This is a genomic window from Psychrosphaera algicola (assembly GCF_028401425.1).
Taxonomy (GTDB): Bacteria; Pseudomonadota; Gammaproteobacteria; order Enterobacterales; family Alteromonadaceae; genus Psychrosphaera; species Psychrosphaera algicola.
This window is the reverse complement of sequence record NZ_JAQOMS010000002.1, coordinates 1,008,478-1,027,322: the sequence shown is the minus strand read 5'-3', so window position 1 is coordinate 1,027,322 and position 18,845 is coordinate 1,008,478. Positions and strand designations below refer to the sequence as shown.

General features: G+C 39.4%; 14 protein-coding genes and 6 pseudogenes. 13 read left to right on the top strand and 7 right to left on the bottom strand.

Annotated elements, in window-relative coordinates; genetic code table 11:
* Positions 1-12: 12 nt before the first annotated feature.
* A pseudogene (locus PN838_RS27920) lies at positions 13-87 on the top strand (DUF8594 domain-containing protein); the annotation flags it as partial.
* A gap of 45 nt (positions 88-132) precedes the next feature.
* On the opposite strand, the gene PN838_RS05580 reads toward PN838_RS27920, so the two are convergent.
* Both PN838_RS05580 and tsaA read right to left on the bottom strand, forming a co-directional pair.
* Complete coding sequence (locus tag PN838_RS05580; RefSeq protein ID WP_272179982.1) at positions 133-1,200, bottom strand: Kelch repeat-containing protein; 1,068 nt, start codon at positions 1,198-1,200, stop codon at positions 133-135.
* Positions 1,197-1,913 carry a tRNA (N6-threonylcarbamoyladenosine(37)-N6)-methyltransferase TrmO gene (gene tsaA, locus PN838_RS05575; RefSeq protein ID WP_272179981.1) on the bottom strand — a complete coding sequence of 239 codons (717 nt, stop codon included), beginning with the start codon at positions 1,911-1,913 and terminating at the stop codon, positions 1,197-1,199. Before tsaA ends, PN838_RS05580 begins: the two co-directional genes overlap by 4 nt.
* A gap of 248 nt (positions 1,914-2,161) precedes the next feature.
* Between tsaA and PN838_RS27025 the strand changes: the two genes are divergently transcribed.
* The 8 genes and pseudogenes from PN838_RS27025 (at position 2,162) to PN838_RS05535 (ending at position 10,344) form a co-directional block, all read left to right on the top strand.
* Positions 2,162-2,707 carry an ABC transporter ATP-binding protein gene (locus tag PN838_RS27025; RefSeq protein ID WP_370661005.1) on the top strand — a complete coding sequence of 182 codons (546 nt, stop codon included), beginning with the start codon at positions 2,162-2,164 and terminating at the stop codon, positions 2,705-2,707.
* Positions 2,694-3,089, top strand: coding sequence for a hypothetical protein (locus PN838_RS27020; protein WP_370661004.1), 396 nt, complete (start codon positions 2,694-2,696; stop codon positions 3,087-3,089). Before PN838_RS27025 ends, PN838_RS27020 begins: the two co-directional genes overlap by 14 nt.
* An 18-nt stretch (positions 3,090-3,107) precedes the next feature.
* The gene (locus PN838_RS05565) at positions 3,108-3,842 is read left to right on the top strand and encodes an ABC transporter permease subunit (RefSeq protein ID WP_215962294.1); all 735 of its coding nucleotides are present in this window, start codon (positions 3,108-3,110) and stop codon (positions 3,840-3,842) included.
* 83 nt (positions 3,843-3,925) lie between these two features.
* Positions 3,926-5,746, top strand: a pseudogene (locus tag PN838_RS27850) (GldG family protein).
* A 123-nt stretch (positions 5,747-5,869) separates the two neighbouring features.
* Positions 5,870-6,163 carry a hypothetical protein gene (locus PN838_RS05550; protein WP_272179978.1) on the top strand — a complete coding sequence of 98 codons (294 nt, stop codon included), beginning with the start codon at positions 5,870-5,872 and terminating at the stop codon, positions 6,161-6,163.
* Positions 6,154-6,861: a DUF4340 domain-containing protein gene (locus tag PN838_RS05545; RefSeq protein ID WP_272179977.1), complete on the top strand. Its 708-nt coding sequence runs from the start codon at positions 6,154-6,156 to the stop codon at positions 6,859-6,861. The genes PN838_RS05550 and PN838_RS05545 overlap by 10 nt, the downstream gene beginning before the upstream one ends.
* Positions 6,862-7,147: 286 nt before the next feature.
* A pseudogene (locus PN838_RS05540) lies at positions 7,148-9,753 on the top strand (TonB-dependent receptor plug domain-containing protein).
* A 465-nt stretch (positions 9,754-10,218) separates the two neighbouring features.
* Complete coding sequence (locus tag PN838_RS05535; protein ID WP_256448276.1) at positions 10,219-10,344, top strand: hypothetical protein; 126 nt, start codon at positions 10,219-10,221, stop codon at positions 10,342-10,344.
* A 280-nt stretch (positions 10,345-10,624) separates the two neighbouring features.
* Here the strand turns inward: PN838_RS05535 and PN838_RS05530 are convergent, their stop codons facing one another.
* Positions 10,625-10,798 (bottom strand): hypothetical protein, encoded by a 174-nt coding sequence (locus tag PN838_RS05530; RefSeq protein WP_272179976.1) that lies wholly within the window; start codon positions 10,796-10,798, stop codon positions 10,625-10,627.
* A gap of 670 nt (positions 10,799-11,468) precedes the next feature.
* On the opposite strand from PN838_RS05530, the gene PN838_RS05525 reads away from it, so the two are divergent.
* On the top strand, positions 11,469-11,645 hold the full coding sequence (locus PN838_RS05525; protein WP_272179975.1) for a hypothetical protein: 177 nt from the start codon (positions 11,469-11,471) through the stop codon (positions 11,643-11,645).
* Between the two features lie 802 nt (positions 11,646-12,447).
* On the opposite strand, the pseudogene PN838_RS05520 reads toward PN838_RS05525, so the two are convergent.
* From PN838_RS05520 to PN838_RS05510, 4 genes and pseudogenes are all read right to left on the bottom strand, one after another.
* Positions 12,448-14,125, bottom strand: a pseudogene (locus tag PN838_RS05520) (dipeptidyl-peptidase 3 family protein).
* Positions 14,126-14,162: 37 nt separating this feature from the next.
* On the bottom strand, positions 14,163-14,615 hold the full coding sequence (locus tag PN838_RS26065) for a UDP-2,3-diacylglucosamine diphosphatase (RefSeq protein ID WP_334313286.1): 453 nt from the start codon (positions 14,613-14,615) through the stop codon (positions 14,163-14,165).
* Positions 14,569-14,895 carry a metallophosphoesterase family protein gene (locus PN838_RS26060; RefSeq protein ID WP_334313285.1) on the bottom strand — a complete coding sequence of 109 codons (327 nt, stop codon included), beginning with the start codon at positions 14,893-14,895 and terminating at the stop codon, positions 14,569-14,571. Before PN838_RS26060 ends, PN838_RS26065 begins: the two co-directional genes overlap by 47 nt.
* Positions 14,896-14,939: 44 nt before the next feature.
* Positions 14,940-15,435 (bottom strand): annotated as a pseudogene (locus tag PN838_RS05510) (peptidylprolyl isomerase).
* A 244-nt stretch (positions 15,436-15,679) separates the two neighbouring features.
* On the opposite strand from PN838_RS05510, the gene fliE reads away from it, so the two are divergent.
* The 3 genes and pseudogenes from fliE (at position 15,680) to fliG (ending at position 18,827) form a co-directional block, all read left to right on the top strand.
* Complete coding sequence (gene fliE, locus PN838_RS05505) at positions 15,680-16,033, top strand: flagellar hook-basal body complex protein FliE (protein ID WP_272182522.1); 354 nt, start codon at positions 15,680-15,682, stop codon at positions 16,031-16,033.
* A 62-nt stretch (positions 16,034-16,095) separates the two neighbouring features.
* Positions 16,096-17,793, top strand: coding sequence for a flagellar basal-body MS-ring/collar protein FliF (fliF, locus tag PN838_RS05500; RefSeq protein WP_272182521.1), 1,698 nt, complete (start codon positions 16,096-16,098; stop codon positions 17,791-17,793).
* A pseudogene (gene fliG, locus PN838_RS05495) lies at positions 17,786-18,827 on the top strand (flagellar motor switch protein FliG). The gene fliF and the pseudogene fliG overlap by 8 nt, the downstream one beginning before the upstream one ends.
* Positions 18,828-18,845 lie beyond the last annotated feature (18 nt).

The following is an 18,845-nucleotide window of genomic DNA, read 5'->3' as shown; positions in this document are numbered from 1 at the left end:
GCTTTAGCGGAATCGTTACATCAGTTATTTGATTTTAAATGCGACTCTTGTTTGCTGTTATCCAATATTAGTTGGGACTGGCAATAGTCCCAACGTAGTTTGAGTTTGTTTTAGATGCGACTAAATTTTACCTTAGCTACTGAATGTGAGTTTTGACCTATGGTCTAACACGATTTGTTTGTTGCCCATGCCTCCGACCGTAATCCATTTATCCCCTACATTTATTAGTCCGCGGTGATCCATTGTTGTTTCTTTGGACTCCGTCACTTTCCAAGTGCGTGTCGACAAGTAATAACTCCAAATTTCGGAGGTTGGTTCCGACGGGATTTTGTCATAGCCGATGCCGTCAAAGTTATATGGATTTGTCGCGCCGCCAACAAAAATAATTCTATCGTTTTCGATGTCGCCTGCAGCGGCCATTCTATATCGCCCCTCGTCAGTTGGATGGACCCATTCATACCAATTAATTTGGGCAGGATTCATGACATCAATTTCACCTAAGTAACAAGCTGTTTGCTGGGCAAAACTGCGACGGCGAGTCATGTGGGCAACAGTTTTTACACCGTCACATACCATTAATTGGTTATCGACAATTCCGCCGGCGTGACCAAAAACTGGCGCGCCTAAAAACGGGCTAGCTTGACGCCATTCATTTTTAACAATGTCATACATTTGAACCAGGTTTACGTTGCCATCGTTGTGCCAGCCAGATACTAAGTATATGTATCGATTGCGGTAACTCAGGGCGATGGCGTCGTCTACAGGAACGGGCATAGGAGGCAACAAATTGTAATGGTCGGTTAATACGTCATATGAATAAACGTCCGGCGCTGACTGTTCAGTATGATTGGACGCGACAGTATAGCCACCAAATAGATATATTTTGTCGTCAACACCAATGGCGATACTGGCAAGTCGACCTTTTAATTTTAGGCTGCTAGGGACCGAACGCACTTGTTGCCATGGCGAATATTGACCCGCTTTATCAACTGTCATTTTCCATGTTTTGTTGTGAACATCTTTGTATGATTTGCCCGCAGCGAGCCCCATAAAACTCACAATATATTGCACATCGTCAATCGTTACGGTTGCGACAGCGTTGTTGGTGACAGGCTCCGGTAAAAGTGGGAACTCGTTAGCCAAAACTTGGAACAAAGGAAATAAAAATAAAACAGAAAAAATAGCGTTAATTAACTTCATAAAACGTGCTCTATAGTTAAAACATGGCATTCATCCGCGTCGATAGACCAGCGAATATTTAGATCATAAAGACGAATACCATAAATTTTATCATCAGGTTTGCCTTTTTTGTAGGCTGGACGGGGATCTTGCTTCAAAACTTGCTCTATTACGATCTTTAAATTAGGTATTAAGGTCTTAAGTTCCTCTATGACTATATGCGCGGCATTTGAAAAACGAATGTTGAGTTGTGTTTCTTGTGCCGATGGCGCAAATTCCGACGTTGCTTCCGGTATTGCATCAGCATAAGGAATATAGGGTTTAATATCGACGATTGGCGTACCGTCGAGCAAATCTAATCCTTCAACTTCAAGCCATACCTTTTTATCTGTCACACCAACATCGAGTAATTTTACCGCTGACATACCAATTTGATTCGGTCTGAAGGTTGACCGAGTTGCAAATACGCCGGTTTTTTTATTGCCATCTAAACGCGGCGGTCTGACTAATGGGTGCCAGCCTTGTTGACTGTTTTGATGAAACTGAAACAGAACCCAAATATGCGAGTTAAGTTCGATATCTCTAATGCAATCGATATTGTTGGCATCACCGTGAAGCCACAATAAACTCGACACCGGACATAGTTTCGGTTGCCTAGGAATGCCGAACTTTTCTTTAAAAGGTGATGCAACAAATCCGATGGGATTGACTGTAAAAGGCGTTAGTGTATTCAAAAGGCTCTTCTTAACTATTGGGTCGAAAAATTCGGTGTATTTAAGAAATCAGATAATATCAAAGTTGATAGGGTATTTCTGCTGAAACTGGTCTGAATATTCTGCAATATTAGTATTTTAATTCGCATGCTTGAAATCAATTTAGCCGTCCCTATATCAATGCTGATTTGGCCTCGCCCAAATAATTTTGATTATGTTGTTTCTAACAAAAAGTGACGATACACGTTATTCAGAGGGATCATTAAACGATGATTGAAATTAAAAATATTACAAAGCAGTTTGGCGACTTTACTGCAGTAAATGACCTTTCATTTACGATTAAGCTAAGACGAAGTTGTCGGTTTTTGGGGCCAAATGGGGCCGGGAAATCGACGACTATGAAAATGTTAACCGGATTTTTAGATGCCACCTCTGGCGCCATATGGGTTAATGGATTTGATATAAAACAGTCACCGATAGATGTGAAAAAGCTCATTGGCTATTTGCCGGAAGGTGCGCCCGCTTATGGTGATATGACACCAGCACAATTCCTAAATTTTATTGCGGATATTCGTGGCTTAACAGGGCGTAAAAAACAAGCGCGACTTGCCCGGGTCATTAAAAGCGTCGAACTGCAGTCGGTATTAGATAAACCAATAGATAATTTATCTAAAGGCTTTAAGCGACGAGTAGGATTAGCTCAAGCGATTTTACATGATCCAAAAGTACTTATTTTAGACGAGCCGACTGACGGTCTGGATCCAAATCAAAAACACATAGGTCAGGGAACTGATCCAGAAGATGGCCAAAGATAAAATCGTAATTGTCTCTACTCATATTCTTGAAGAAGTAACAGCGGTGTGTAATCGAGCTGTGATCATTGCAAATGGTCAAAAAATATTTGATGGAACACCAAATGAACTGCAAAACAAATCGTCATTCCACAATGCAGTTACGATTGAAACATCTTCAAGCAACATAGATAAAGACCAATTTAAATCGTTAAACGATATTGCGGCGGTCGAAGTGTCGGGCAATATGGTGACAATAAAGCCTCAAAATGGTCAAAACATATTTAACCAAGTGTACAAATTTATTCAAAATGAAAATATTGAAATCGATGCCATTTATAGTGAAAAAGGGCGAATCGATGACATTTTCCGTGAACTCACCTCAAACTCAGAAATTGTGAAATAGGAGACAATGATGAACAACATTTCAATGATTTCTATTTTAACCAAACGAGAATTTTTGTCGTTTTTCGCTACACCAGTTGCCTATGTTTTTATCGCCATATTTTTAGTTATGAGCGGAATTATGACCTTTAACTTGGGTGGGTTATATGAACGAGGTCAAGCAGACTTAATGCCATTTTTTAATTTCCATCCGTGGCTATACCTATTTTTAGTCCCAGCATTTGCGATGCGGACCTGGAGTGAAGAACGACGTAGTGGTTCGATAGAATTATTAATGACACTGCCTATTACAACGGTCCAAGCAATGGCAGCTAAATTTCTATCGGCTTGGTTAGTGCTAGGGTTAGCCTTAGTTCTTACTTTCCCACTATGGCTTACGGTCAATTACTTAGGCGCTCCCGATAATGGTGTCATTGTTGCTGCGTACTTTGGAAGCTGGCTAATGGCCGGCGCATTTTTGGCCGTAGGCATTTGTATGTCTGCGTTGTCTAAATCTCAAGTTGTTGCATTTATTTTGGCAGTTACTGTTAGCTTTTTATTTGTTCTTAGCGGCAGTGATGCGGTTTTAGGGGCGTTTCAAGGCTGGTTGCCTTCAGTCGTCATTGACGTTATCGCCTCGTTGTCTTTTCTTCAACATTTTGACGCAATAGCTAAAGGTGTCATTTCACTTAAAGATGTTGGGTATTTTGTTGTTGTGATTGTTTGCTGGCTAGCGGCCGGCCTAGTCATTATTGAAAATAAAAAAGCCGATTAAGGGAGCTAATTTAAAATGAATTTTTAAAAAACAAAAGTGGCCTTGTCGTTTCGTTAGGCGCGATTGCAATTGCATTTTTTGCTTTGGTTTTACTTAATAATGTTTTGTTTAATAAAGCGAGACTGGATTTAACCGAAGGCGGTGTTTATTCGATTTCAGAGGGAACACACAAAATTCTTACAGAAATAGATGAGCCGATAAATTTGTATTTTTTCTATTCCAATAAAGCGACAGAGGGCCTGACATCGTTGCGCAACTATGCCGTGCGAGTCCAAAGCTTGTTGGAAGAATATGAACTATATGCAGATGGCAAAATTAAACTTCATATCATCGACCCTGAGCCGTTTTCTGAAGCGGAAGATAAAGCGGCAGAAATGGGGCTTACGGCAGCACCAATAAGTACGACCGGCGAGTCTGTATATTTAGGCCTTGCAGCAACTGATTCGATAGATAATAAAGAGATTATTGCGTTTTTTGACCCTAGTCAGGAAACCTTACTTGAATATGAAATTAGTAAGTTAATCTACCGATTAACTCATCCGACTCAAGTGAAAATTGCGTTGTTATCGAGTTTGCCTATGCAAGGAGGTTTAAATCCCAATCCTATGGCGATGCAAATGGGGCAACCTGCTACAACACCTGCTTGGAGTACCTACAGCCAATTAGCGCAGTTATATGACATTAATGTTCTAGAGCAAGATTCTGAAACATTGCCTAACGACATTAACTTGCTAATACTTGTTCATCCTAAAAACCTGTCGGAAAACCAACTGTTTGCCATTGACCAATATGTATTAGGGGGCGGAAAACTGCTGGTGTTTGTTGACCCAAATGCTGAAAGTGACGCGGAGGCAAATATGATGGGAATGTCAGCGGCTTCTAGCTCAGATTTAGCTCGTTTATTTACTGCCTGAGGAGTGGATTACAACAGCAGTGAAATTGTATTGGATGCAGCCAAAGGGCTTGAAATTAGAATGCCAGATGGCAAGCCTGGGCGTCATATTGGCTATTTGGGGCTAGATAGAGAAAACATCGATGGGCAGGACGTCGTCACAACGTCTCTAGCGTCAATTAATGGCGCCAGTTTTGGTAGCTTATCAAAGATTGAAAACGCGAGCACAACGTTTACGCCTTTGTTCTCAAGTTCAGAGTTTAGTGCTATCACCAATTCCATGGTGTATTCAATGGCCGGCCAAAATCCAGAAAGGCTAACAAATAACTTTACACCGGGGCAGGTTTCGCGAGTTTTAGCCGCTCGCGTTAGTGGGGCTGCAAACACAGCGTTTGAAACTTTACCAGAAGGCCGAGTAGATGAAGATTGGTTAAAATCTGCAGACAATATTCAAGTTGTTGTAGTTGCGGACACCGACATGTTAACGGATCGATTCTGGGTGCAAACCTCTAACTTCTTTGGTCAAACCATTTTGCAACCTTTTGCGAATAACGGTGATTTCCTTATCAATGCAGTCGATAACTTATCGGGTAGTTCGAATTTATTGTCAATCAGAGGAAAAGGTAAATATCAACGTCCGTTTGATGTTGTTGAAGCGTTAACCGTTGCTGCAGAAGCTAAATTTAGAGAGCAAGAGCAACGTTTGCAAAACGAATTACAGCAAACGGAAAGTCAGTTAGCCGATTTACAAAGCCAACAATCTGAGTCGGGGGCGCTCGTTTTAACGGCAGAACAAACTGCCGCAGTGGAGCAGTTTGTTGCTAAAAAGTTAGCGATAAGGAAAGAACTCCGTGTTGTCAGGCATCAGTTAGATAAAGACATAGAGTCACTGGGCAGCTGGCTGAAATTTTTAAATATTGCCGTATTCCCTTTATTGTTAACACTTTTATTAGGTGCTATTGCCCAGTATGTGCGCCGCCAAATGATGAAACAAATGCAACAACTCGGTTAGTGAGGTAGAAATGAAACAAAATTCTTTATTTGTATTATTAATAATATCACTCGTAGCCATTACGGTTGGTTTAAAAATATCGTCAAGTGACGCAGGCTCATCTCATCTCAATAAAAAGACCTGTTGTCATATGCATCGGCTAAAGTTGACCTAAATAAAATCAATAAAGTTGTCATAGAAACGGCGACTGACGACCAAAGTGTCACAATTGATCTCGTTGGCAATGAATGGCGGGTTAAAGAAGGTTTTGATTACCCCGCTAACGTCAATGCACTAACCGAGTTTTTACGAGAGTTACAGTCGACTCGCGTCGTCGAATTAAAAACGGCTAAAGTTGAACACCATTCCAAACTAAATTTAGCTGCATTAGATTCTCCACATTCTAACGCATCAAGATTGGTTCTTCATTGGCCTTAAATGAGATGGCTTTGTTAATTGGTAAAGAAATGGGCCATGGCAAAGGTCGGTATGTGCGATTTGAAGATTCGCCTCAAACTTATCTAGTTGATAGTTACTTGCAATTATCTGACTCTGTTAATGACTGGCTAGAGCCCAAGGTATTTGCTGTGGACTATTCAGACATTCGTAAAGTGACCTTGGATAAAGCTGGACAAGTTGAATTTAGCGCAGTGCGACCTTTAAAGAACTTAGCGGTTGAAGACAAAGCCTCGAATGAAGAAAATATCACTAATTTGGCTAAAAAGGCAGTAGAACAAACGTTGAACTTATCAAAACTAGACGAAAAATCGGACAGCGAAAAGTCGGTACTGGCAGATCATTTTGAATTAGTTGGCGACGAAATAGTCGATATCGAATTAAAGTCACCATCGATTATTGATGGATTTGTTCGAAATTTAGTTTCTTTAGAATTACGAGGTGTTGAACAACGCACAAAACTTGATTTGTTAAAATTAACTCAGAGCGTTTTTGTTGAATATCAATCTAAACTTGGAAATACCGGTAGATTGAGAGTTGATTTTTATTCAAGTGACGATGAAAATTTGTACTTTATAGCAATTGATAATTCGAAGTGGTTGATTGAAATAGCTAAAAATGACTACAACAAACTCGCAATCGATAAAAATGATTTAGTGTCAAATACTGAGTCTGAATAATTAGGGATTTTTAATAAAAATGACCCATCGTAATTTAGGATGGGTCATAATTTCATATTTGTCCAATTTACTTTCTAATAATTTTTCACTTCTACTGCATTTATATTTATTTCTTTATATATCAATCTTATAGATGGTATTAAATTGTTGCCTTTAGTAAATAAATTGTAACATTCCTTTGTTGACTCAAGGCTATTATAGGTAGTAGGTTATCACAAGTGCTCACACAGAATTGAGTACCGCACAACAACAACAAAACATGAATAGCATATGAAGGAAATAAACAGTGTATAAATTATCACCACTTTCAAAAGTGGTTAAACTAGCATTATTTTCAAGTTTAGCCCTGTCTACCGTCTCTACCCAAACAATCGCTGCGGAGTCAGCAGAAGAAGTTGAACGAATTGCCGTAGTAGGCTCACGTGCCGCACCTCGTTCAGTTGATGACTCACCAGTTCCTATTGATATTATTGGTGGAGATGAATTAGGTAAAAATGCATCAACTGACATGCTAGACATGTTGCAAGCTGCAGTTCCGTCTTTTACCGTAAAACAACAGCCAATTAGTGACGCTGCATCGTTTATTCGCCCGGTGAACTTACGTGGTTTGTCTTCGGACAGTACGTTGATTTTGGTTAACGGCAAGCGTCGTCACCGTGCATCTGTATTAGCATTCCAAGGTGGTGGTATTAATGATGGTGCTCAAGGCCCAGACATTTCAGTAATCCCAAGTTCTGCATTAAAGCAAGTTGAAATCTTGCGTGATGGTGCGGCGGCACAATATGGTTCTGACGCCATTGCTGGGGTTTTAAACTTTGTTCTAAATGATGCGTCTGAAGGTGGTTCTATTTCAGTTCGTCAAGGTGAATATTTCGAAGGTGACGGTGCAGCTACTGTTGTTGACGGTAATATTGGCTTGGAACTAACAGAAAATGGCTTTGCCAATTTAAGTTTCCAATATAAAAACGCCGATGCGACGAGCAGAACAGTTCAACGTAATGATGCACAAAACTTAATCGATGCTGGTAATACATCAGTTAATGATCCAGCTATGGTTTGGGGTAATCCTGAAATTAAGGACGATCTATCGGTATTTATTAACTTAGGTTTGGAGCTAAATGACCAAGCTAGTTTATATGCGTTTGGTAATGTTTCTTCACGTACTGCAACTGGGGGCTATTACTATCGTAACCCACAAAACCGTGGTGGCGTATTTACCGGTGACGCTAACCATTTAGTTGGTGATTTAGACGGCGTTGGAGTTGGCGTTGAATGTCCTGTTTTACCGTTAACGCCTACGACCGAAAATATTCTTGATAATTCTGATTATCAATTAATTGCAGATCCAAATACGGCAGTAGGTCAAAACTGTTTCGCGTTTAACGAAATTTTACTATAGGTGGTTACACTCCGCAATTTACCGGTGATATTGAAGATTCATCGTTTGTGGCTGGTGTTAAAGGTGAATTTAAACACGGTTTCTTAGATGAAGTTATGTATGATGTTAGTGGCTCAGTAGGTCGCAATAAGTCGTCGTACACTCTAGTAAATACGGTCAACCCATCATTTGGTCCTGTACAACCTTCAGGTTTAAGCTTTGATACAGGTAGCTACGTTCAATTGGAAAAATCGTTTAATGTCGATTTAGTTAAAGAAGTCCAATTAGATGGTGGTCAACTGGTAAATGTTGCATCGGGTATTGAAATTCGTCAAGAGAGCTTCGAAATCATTGCTGGTGAAGATGCGTCTTGGCAAGCGGGCCCGTTAGCGAGCCAAGGGTTTAGTATCGGTTCTCATGGTTTTGCTGGCTTCCACGAAGATGCTGCAGGGACGAGTACCCGAGATAGCTTTGGAGCTTACTTAGATTTAGAATCTCAAGTGACTGACCAATTATTATTAGGCGGCGCGTTACGTTATGAAGATTTCTCTTCGTTTGGTGATACAACTAACTATAAATTAACTGCACAATATGAGTTATCAGACGATATTTCACTTCGTGCGTCACATTCAACTGGTTTCCGTGCACCAACAGTTGGCCAAGACAATGTTGTTAATACACAAACGTCAATGGTTAATGGAGAGTTGATTCAATCGGCGACTTACCCACCAGCTCACCCTGTGTCAATTCAAAAAGGCGCTACAATACTTGATCCAGAGCAATCAACAAGTTTTGCATTTGGTGCGGTTTATAATGACGGAACGTTCTTCGTAACAGCGGATTTCTATACTATTGAAGTTACAGACCGGATAGCACAAACGGACAAATTGGACATTGTCGCGTCTGATTTGGCTCCACTTGCTGCAGCTGGTGTTAAAAACCCTGAATTGTTAGGTACTATCACTTTCTTCGCAAATGATTTTGATACAACGACAACAGGTTTAGATATCGTTGCCAACTATTCAGCTGAATTATTTGGTGGAGACACTGATTTTGCATTGGCTTATAACTGGAACGAAACGACTGTAGACTCTGTTGCTACTCGCCTTGATCCAAATACAGGCGCTGCACTAGTTGCAACATCAGATTTCAAAATCAGCCGTTTAGAAGATGGTATTCCTAAGCATCGCGCTACATTTACAATTAGTCAGAAATGGGAAGACGTAAGTACGTTTATCCGCGCTAACTACTATGGTGAATACTTAGCAGTACATGCCGATGATCCAGGTGTAAGTGAAACTGGTGATTCTGCTATTACAATTGATGCGGAATTGAGCTATTCAGTAACTGAAGAGTTTACTGTTTCAGTTGGTGCGAATAATATATTTGACCAAGAAGCTCATCGTATGCCGTATGCAGGCAGCCAGGATTACGCTGGCGGCATTTATTACGAGACAAGCCCATTTGACTTCAATGGCGGTAGTTATTACATCCAAGGCCGTTACAGCTTCTAATTTGAAACTGCTTTAGATTTGAAAAATCCTCTGCTTGCAGAGGATTTTTTTGCTTTGGATTTGAGGTGAGGATGCAGTTAATCAATACCGCAAACCAAAAAATAAGATAGGGGATTGGGTAAAGGTAATGTGTTTTAAACTTAAGTTTCAAATAGAACTTAAAACCCACTAATAAGAACTAGCGCAATGACAAGGTACAGTTTTTGTCGCTTAACGTTTTGAAATTATGGGTTTTATTGTAAATGGGTGAAAGCCGACCTTGACGATGTGCCAGCACTGATATAACTTTTATATTGCTAGAGCAAGACGCTATTTGGGCTTATTTAGTTAAATGATACCGTCTGAATTGCAAAGTTTTAATGCTTAGTATCGGTTTTATCATATTGCTTTTTCCAGTTTGTCTTTGATAAGGATTAGGTGAATTGGATAGCACAAGACTAGTAAATTAAAAACAAGGAGAGTTATATGCGCGAATTAATCGAATATGAGTTAAGTGGGATTTGTGGTGGTGCAATCACCAACGAAATTCCTTTGATGCCGGCGGTTATCGAAATACCGAAGCATCTTAAGCAACTACTAATACGCTTTTAAACGTTAGTTTATGTGGGTTTTATTTTAGGTCATAGAGGATGTGACAATGATTTGGAAATTGATTTTTATCGCTCTTTTTGTCCTGTTTCAGATCTTCTATTTTGTAAGAGTAAACCCACTTTCAAATGCCGACTTTGTTTTAATCGGGCTGGTAATTGTTTTTATAGCTTTCTTTATCAAAATAGAAATAATTAATAAGTGGAAAGTAAATAAGTAACGAAGGGGTTTTCAATGGGAGGTGCGACTGTGAATGTATTCTCGTGCTCCTCGTTAATTTTCATTACTTGCATTGATTGCCATTGCTTGAACTAAAATCCCAAAATCCCAAAATCCCAAAATCCCAAAATCCCAAAATCCCAAAATCCCAAAATCCCAAAATCCCAAAATCCCAAAATACCAAAATACTAAAATTGAGCCTGCGCTGGATATCTAGAGCTTCCCACAAGTTTGCCATTAACGGTTTATCTAAAACAGAGCGATAAAATACGTCTAACTAATGCGTTAAATAATATTTTTTAGCCAAAATTTACTGAGGTTGAAGGTATTTCAAGGGGAGGTTAATTCACCTAGAAAGGTCAGTTTCTTCAAATTAAAAAGTACAGTTTTTAAGTTTTATGTGTTTGTTAAATATAGAAAAATATTTTTCAACTCAAAAGCTCGTCTTGACGGTTTTAATTTGCTGCCTTAAATTTAATAACGTTAAAACATTCAAAGGATTGATAGTGGTTTGTAGAGGTGGTTGTTAGCCAAATGTTTAATGGGCAGAGATGACCGATTAAACCGGTTATGTTAATGCCATCATCACCAAACGACATGTTGTTATTTAAGCTAAGCAGTTTTGTCTCGTTTAACAGATTTGGAACTGTTGTATAAAACGACAGACCATAAATGGCGCTATATCAATAACTGATATAGCGAATAACTAACTGACAAAAATGTCAGAAACAAGGAGAGTAAATTATGCGTGAATTAAGCGTAAATGAAGTAAATGGTGTAAGTGGTGGTGTTGTTTTTTGATACCACCGTCTGTAACATTTGCAGTCAAAGTGGTTGGAATTAGTATCGGTATGATTGCTTCGTCAATAGCAACGTTTTCTGCATACATGTCACTAAAGGATTAGAATATGAAAACTTTAACAATTCAAGAGGCTGAGTCTGTTAGCGGCGGAATCACTAAGAATACTATTTATGCAGGCGCTCGTTTGTTAGGTCGAGCTTTATTAACTGGTGTTTCAATAGGAACGGGTGCTGGCATTGTACTTGGAGTATTGATGATTGGTTATGATGTATTTAGTGAATAACAATTTTTAGGGTTACTTAGGTAGCCCTACTGAGGAATTCTTATGGAATCTATAATGATGAAACCATTTTCATTTAGTATTGCAATTACTTCTTTTGTATTAGGGGTTTATGGTTTAAGTCTCCCGTATTATTTATCACTGGCATAATGTCTATTATTGGTGGCTTTTTGATTTTCAATTCAATAAGCGATTCAAATGTTAAATTGTTTAACTGGGGACAAGCCTTTATTTACATGGGGCTAGGTACTTTTTTATCAAAGTACTGGAAGTTGCACACATATCATTTTTAGTATTGGTAATCATTAGTGGGTATATATTTCATAAAACCCTGATTTATATTTTAAATACTGAATATGGAGATTAACTTGGCTAATTATATTACTGGATTTGCAATGATAGTGGCTGGGACAACTAGGGTCTTGTCTGCACTTAAATTAGAAAATTGGTATTTTTGATTGGTGACTATTGGAATTGCTAATCTAGCGTATTTTGGAATTAAGCCAAATCAAGACAAACATTTGTTTTGTCATTGGCTTTGATTTTGATTTTGGAGTCGCTATTTTTAAAGACATAGTCGTAAAGTCAGCGTTCATTTTATTTTCAATGGCGTGTTTTTATTTAATATTTGGGCTAAAAAATAAAATAATTAAACTTATGAATAGACCTTAATAATTCCGTTATTTATCAGCAAGGCTTATTCAACTATTCAGTTCTACAAAACCTCTTTTAATACAAAAATACGACTTAAACTCACTTGGAATTTAAGCCGCATTTGATAGGTAATTAGAGCGTTTTACTAGGGTTAAAGTCCCAAGACTTCTTTACCTTGTTCAAATACAATATCTACTGGAATGTTTGCAGTTGTTAAACGCGCTAAGTCCGCCGCTAATTGTGGCTTAATAATGCCGCTTGTTGCGACTAGCTTGTCGACACCATCGTAGTCACCGTCGCCCTGTAGGGTTAAGATTAACGTTGATAAACCTGTCATAGCTTGTTGCATTTTCACCATGTCGACACGGTATAGGCCGTTTTCATCACGTTGGAACGCATCTTTATCTGCAAAATAATTAAAGCGGATCATGTTTGCTTTACCGTGTGCCGAACTTGCGCCAAACCGCACTGAACGGAAAATACCGGCTAAGAACGTCGTGTAATAATCTTCAAGTTTACCTTCGGTTATTACACCTTGGTTAAACAATTGCGTGATCATATAAAGGCCAAGAATATCCGCTTTGCCTTCTTCCAATGCAGATGCATGTTCTTGCAAAGATTGGCGAACTGTACCAGTACCTGTAATGGTATTTTTAATGCCTAAGCCATGTGCAACTTCATGGAACATTGTATTGTTGAAAAACGCATTAAACGTAATGTGTTTTCTTTGTTCCGGAGCAATTAATACATCCGATATTGGCAACAAAATTTTATCGAATTTAGCTTTCATCGCATTTTTAAGCTGCAGTCGACGAGTGCCTTTTTGCAGTTGAACTTGTTCGTCGTTTGGCAAGTTGATTGCGATTGTTTTACCGCCGGCATTTGAGTGCCCCGCATAATAAACAACGTCATAGGCATTTAATTGTGAGTTGGCGCTAGGGACTTCTTTTTTGTACTTGTCTGGAACAGGCAAGCCTTTTTGCAATTCTGGAAGTGTTTTGGCGTATTTCTCTAATTTTTCACTCCACGCCAGATCTTTGATGAGGACGTAAGATTCAAAGCCTGCACGATATCCAAAAAGTTGATCTTCATAAGTTTCAATTGGACCGTAAACAAGTTCAATTGCATTGTTTTTCATGTTCATCCAAGGCAAAATCAGATGCTTGGTAATCATCATTTAATAAGGCTTCTGCACGCATTTTTAAGTAGTTTGCAAATTCGCTGTCTTCAGCTAATTTTGAGGCTTGAACTAAAATATCAGCAGCCTGCTTGAGTTCTTTTTGATAAATGACTGAATATTTAACGGCTTGCAGTTTGCCATCTTCGTTTCTAGTAATAACCGAATACAATCCTTCACCGTCTTGTAATACGGCATCAGTCAATTGTTTCTTGGTCATATCTGCTGGGTAAAATTGCGCCCCAAGGGGTTTTTCACCAAAACCGGTTAAAAATGGTTTATCGCCATTTAGCCTATCCCAAGGTCCATAATTTACTTCAGCAAATCGACGTGCCTCTGGGTCACTTATCCGAGCCAAAAATTCGGCTTTATCTTCTCCAAATGATTGCTTCCAAAACAAGTCATCCATTATTTTTGATGCATCTATTAACAGGCCGACCATTCGTTTTTGGTCGTCACTTAATGTGGATAAATCGGCTGTTAATGCGACAGGTGTGTAGATATCAAATTTGTTTTTGTACTCGTCAACGGCTTGTAACGTACTCGCGCTCTTTTCTGGAGTCATTTGAGTTTGTTTTTCTGGTTGTTTGTTACAGCCCGTGAGGCTAAGCGCCGCGAGTGAAATCGCCAATGTGATTGAAGATAATTTCACGTTTTGTCCTTAGTGTAGAGTTTTGTCGTTATAATTTTTATATGCCATTTTTGGCATTGAACGATATACAAGATAGCGCAAGTTGTTGGTGAGATAAAGTAAGTACCGAACCTTGGGTATACCAATCGCCAACTACCGCTCTAATTTTATTATTTGGCAATGAATGTATTTCAGGTCGGTGGGTGTGACCATGGATAAGTAAATCTACATTCTCACTTGCCATGACAGCATCAACGGTGGTCGGATTGACGTCCATAATGTCAGATGATTTATGCTTTTGTTGCGCAACACTAATCTTACGATAGTTTTCTGCTTTAAGGCGACGTTGTTTCAGAGGTAAGCATTGGATTAAGAACTTCCACCACCAAGTGCGACTTTTGCGGCGAAACTTTTGATAAGGGATATCGTCAGTACAAAGTTGGTCACCATGCATAAATAAAATGTTATAGCCGTAGCCGGTGATACGATGTTGTTGCGGCAATAATGTCATTTTTGCTTTTTTGCAAATCGTTTTCCAAGTAGAAAGTCTCGATTACCATGGATAAAGTAGACTGGGGTTGATTCTGCAAATTCTGCAATGACGTTGGCAATGGTATTTGTAAAAGGGAGATGTCATCATCGCCAATCCACGCTTCGAAAAGATCACCCAAAATATATAATGAATCATGTTTGTTTTTAGAATCGACTAGAAACTGGCAAAAACACGATGTTATGTCTGGGCGTTCTGGACTTAAGTGCAGATCGGCAATAATTAATGAGCTGTTTGTCATCGGATTTAGTCTTAGCGCTTTGAAAACCAAAGCGCCAATTCTTATTATTCTTCGATTTCAGCTTTTTCAATAATGACATCTTCAGTTGGGACGTCTTGGTGATAACCAGAACGGCCCGTTTTAACTGCTGAAATTTTATCAACAATGTCCATGCCTTCAACAACTTTTGCGAATACACAGTATCCCCAACCTTCTGAAGATTCAGCACGGAAGTTTAAGAAACCGTTATCTACACTATTAATAAAAAACTGAGACGATGCCGAATGTGGTTCCATTGTGCGAGCCATTGCTAAAGTCCCGCGGTCGTTTTTCAAACCGTTGTTGGCTTCATTTTTAATTGTCGCGTTGCCATCTTTTTCTTCCATGCTAAGGTAACATGCCGCCACCTTGAACCATGAAACCAGGGATTACGCGGTGAAAAATCGTTCCATTGTAAAATCCAGATTTCACGTATTCAATAAAGTTAGCGGTTGTGATCGGCGCTTCTTCAGTGAAAAGTTCTATTTTAATTTGACCAAAATTTGTTGTTAATACAACCATGATATATTCCTCAAATATGCTATTTGCAGCGATTGTAGCGAATTTCTATCTGTTTGACACAGTTCACTTTAAATTAATTAATGAGACCGATTGTTTTTTAGTCGAGTCAAATTAATGACATTTTGGGAAATGGCCATATTTGACAATAATATTTAGCAAATACAACATCTTACACTTTGGCATTGATAATGCTTTATTACACACATAAATGACAATTGAAAAAGAATGTCGAATAGGTGATGCAATGAATATTCAAGCCAACAACTTATATGCCGAACTTCAATCCATGGCTTCTCAGGTTTCTGGGACAACGATACGGCCGAATGCTGAAATTAGTCCATTTCAAGCAAGTGATAGAGTAGCAAACCCGTCATCTGCAAATTTTGGTGACTTGCTTAGTCAAGCGCTTAACAATGTTAATGATATACAGCAAAACGCTGGATCGCTTAAAAATGCGTTAGAAACCGGTGACCGCTCAGTAACGTTGGCTGAAACGATGATAGCGTCGCAAAAAGCAGGCATCGCGTTTGAAGCAACGGTTCAAGTTAGAAATAAACTTGTTGAAGCGTACAAAAGCATCATGAGTATGCCTGTTTAACCTCAATTAGCATTAACAAGTATTAATAGGACAATATTGTGGCAGATGAATTAACCACCCAAGTGGCACCAAATCAAGATGTTTCCAGCGACCTTGTTACGTTAAATACGGACGCGAGTGAAGGTGTCGAGGAACAAAAATCTGGCTTTATGAGCTCAATCTCTAGCGCTGAGGTTATGCGACAAGGGGCGATGATCGTTGCGCTAACCATCTGTTTAGCAATCGCAATTTTCATTATTATTTGGTCACAAGAACCTGAATTACGTCCAATCGGTAAATTTGAAACTGCCGAGTTGATTGAGACATTGGATTATTTAGACAGCCAACAAATTGAATATGAACTGAATCAAAACACAATTTTGGTTGCTGCGGATCAATACCAAAACGTTAAATTATCTATTGCCCGTGGTGGATTAACTCAGGGACCGAATGAAGGGTCTGAGATCTTAATGCAAGATTCTGGATTTGGCGTTAGCCAAAGAATGGAAACGGAACGTTTAAAACATGGCCGTGAACAACAACTTGCAAGAACCATCGAAGAGCTAAACTCAGTAGGGCGTGCCCGAGTACTACTTGCTATCCCAAAAGAAAACATTTTTGCACGTCATAGTAAAAAACCTTCAGCTACAGTGGTTGTTACTTTAAAGCGTGGTCGTATGATGGCCGAAGAAGAAATTGATTCAATTGTCGATATCGTTGCTTCAGCCGTTCAAGGTATGGAACCGGCTAAAGTTACGGTGACTGACCAAAATGGCCGTTTGTTAAATTCAGGGTCTCAAAATTCTCTATCAGCATTATCACGCAAGCAATTTGAAATTGAACGTAAACGTGAAGATGAATACTTAGCCAAAATTAATTCTATCTTGTCACCAGTGGTAGGTCTTGAAAACTTTACCGCACAAGTTGACGTTACAATGGATTTTACCAGCGTTCAGGAAACACAAAAAACATTTAACCCAGACTTACCTGCTATTCGCAGTGAGTTGTTAATAGAAGATAATTCTACGGGCAATGGTGCATTAGGAATTCCAGGTGCATTATCTAACCAACCACCACTAGATTCAAATATCCCAGAGCAGGCCACAGACGGACAATCACGCGGTGCAAGTGGTCGTAGTCATAAAGAGCAAACTCGAAATTACGAACTAGACCAAACTATCAGCCACAAACAAAATCAAACTGGCATGATGCGCAGATTAAGTGTGTCGGTTGCCGTTGATTATGTCAGAACAACAGCAGAAGATGGCACGATTCAAACAACTCCGCGTTCTTCTCAAGCCCTAGTTAACATTCGCCGTCTATTGCAAGGTGGTTTGGGCTTTGATTTAAACCGAGGTGATACATTAGAAGTGGTTACCATTCCATTTAATAAAATTGATGATATGACGGCTGTAGAACAGCCATACTATCAACAAGATTGGTTCCAACCCTTTGTTAAAACTGTATCGTCAATGGTGGTTATTGTTGTTCTTATCCTATTCTTAGTTAGACCAATGTTGAAAAAATTAATGAATCCGGAAGAAACGTCGGATCAATATGAAGAAGATGCATTAGGCGGTGTAGATTTGGGCGACGAAACATTAGATATGCTCAATACTGAATTTGACGAAAAAGACATTGGTTTTGCAGCGGATGGTTCACTACAATTACCAGACTTACATGGTGATGAGGACTTGCTCAAAGCAATCCGAGCATTAGTTGCCAATGAACCAGAGTTGTCGTCACAAGTTGTTAAAGGGTGGTTATTAGAAGATGAATGATGTCGTAGCACAACCAGCGAAGGCCGGCTTTGATGTTGATAAGTTGGAAGGTGTAGAGAAAGCAGCGATTTTGTTGCTCAGCTTGTCTGAGGAAGACGCCGCTCAAATTTTGAAACACCTTGAGCCAAAACAAGTTCAAAAAGTCGGTATTGCGATGGCGCAACTTGATGATTTAAGTCAAGACAAGATATCAGCAGTGCATCGACTGTTTATCGACCAAATACAAGATTACAGTACGATTGGTTTCCAATCCGAAGACTTTATCAAAAAGGCATTAACTGCCGCATTAGGTGAAGAAAAAGCGGCTACGCTATTAGACCAAATTATTTTGGGTGGCGGGGCAAAAGGTTTAGATTCACTTAAATGGATGGATTCAAAACAAGTTGCCAATATCATCCGCAACGAGCATCCACAAATCCAAACCATTGTTTTGGCCTATTTAGCGCCAGATCAATCGGCTGAAATTTTGGGTCAGTTCCCAGATAAAGTCCGCATTGATTTAACAATGCGTATCGCAAACCTTGAAGAAGTACAACCTGCGGCACTTCAAGAACTAAATGAAATTATGGAGAAACAGTTTGCTGGTCAAGCTGGTGCTCAAGCAGCGAAAATGGGCGGCATGAAGGCGGCTGCAGAAATCATGAACTTCTTAGATACCAACATTGAAGGGCAATTGATGGATGCTATGCGTGAACACGACGAAGAGATGGCGCAACAAATTCAAGACTTAATGTTTGTATTCGACAACCTCATAGATGTTGACGACCGCGGTATCCAGTGCCATTTTACGTGAAGTACAACAAGACTCCTTGATGAAAGCAATTAAAGGCGCCGATGATGGATTAAAAGATAAGATCCTGAAAAACATGTCTAAACGTGCTGCCGATATGATGGCTGACGATTTAGAGGCGATGCCACCTATTCGAGTATCAGAAGTTGAAACGGCGCAAAAAGAAATTTTGGCAATTGCCCGACGATTGGCTGACGCCGGTGAAATTATGTTAGGCGGTGGCGGTGGAGATGACTTCCTATAGTCATCTCATACAACGCAC

Bases quoted from the DNA above. Each gene is read 5' to 3' on its own strand.
- PN838_RS05535 (WP_256448276.1), top strand. From the start codon at position 10,219: ATGCGCGAATTAATCGAATATGAGTTAAGTGGGATTTGTGGTGGTGCA.
- PN838_RS05580 (WP_272179982.1), bottom strand. From the start codon at position 1,200: ATGAAGTTAATTAACGCTATTTTTTCTGTTTTATTTTTATTTCCTTTG.
- PN838_RS05525 (WP_272179975.1), top strand. From the start codon at position 11,469: ATGAAAACTTTAACAATTCAAGAGGCTGAGTCTGTTAGCGGCGGAATC.
- PN838_RS05530 (WP_272179976.1), bottom strand. From the start codon at position 10,798: ATGGCAAACTTGTGGGAAGCTCTAGATATCCAGCGCAGGCTCAATTTT.
- PN838_RS26065 (WP_334313286.1), bottom strand. From the start codon at position 14,615: ATGACATTATTGCCGCAACAACATCGTATCACCGGCTACGGCTATAAC.
- fliE (WP_272182522.1), top strand. From the start codon at position 15,680: ATGAATATTCAAGCCAACAACTTATATGCCGAACTTCAATCCATGGCT.
- PN838_RS27020 (WP_370661004.1), top strand. From the start codon at position 2,694: ATGGCCAAAGATAAAATCGTAATTGTCTCTACTCATATTCTTGAAGAA.
- PN838_RS27025 (WP_370661005.1), top strand. From the start codon at position 2,162: ATGATTGAAATTAAAAATATTACAAAGCAGTTTGGCGACTTTACTGCA.
- PN838_RS26060 (WP_334313285.1), bottom strand. From the start codon at position 14,895: ATGACAAACAGCTCATTAATTATTGCCGATCTGCACTTAAGTCCAGAA.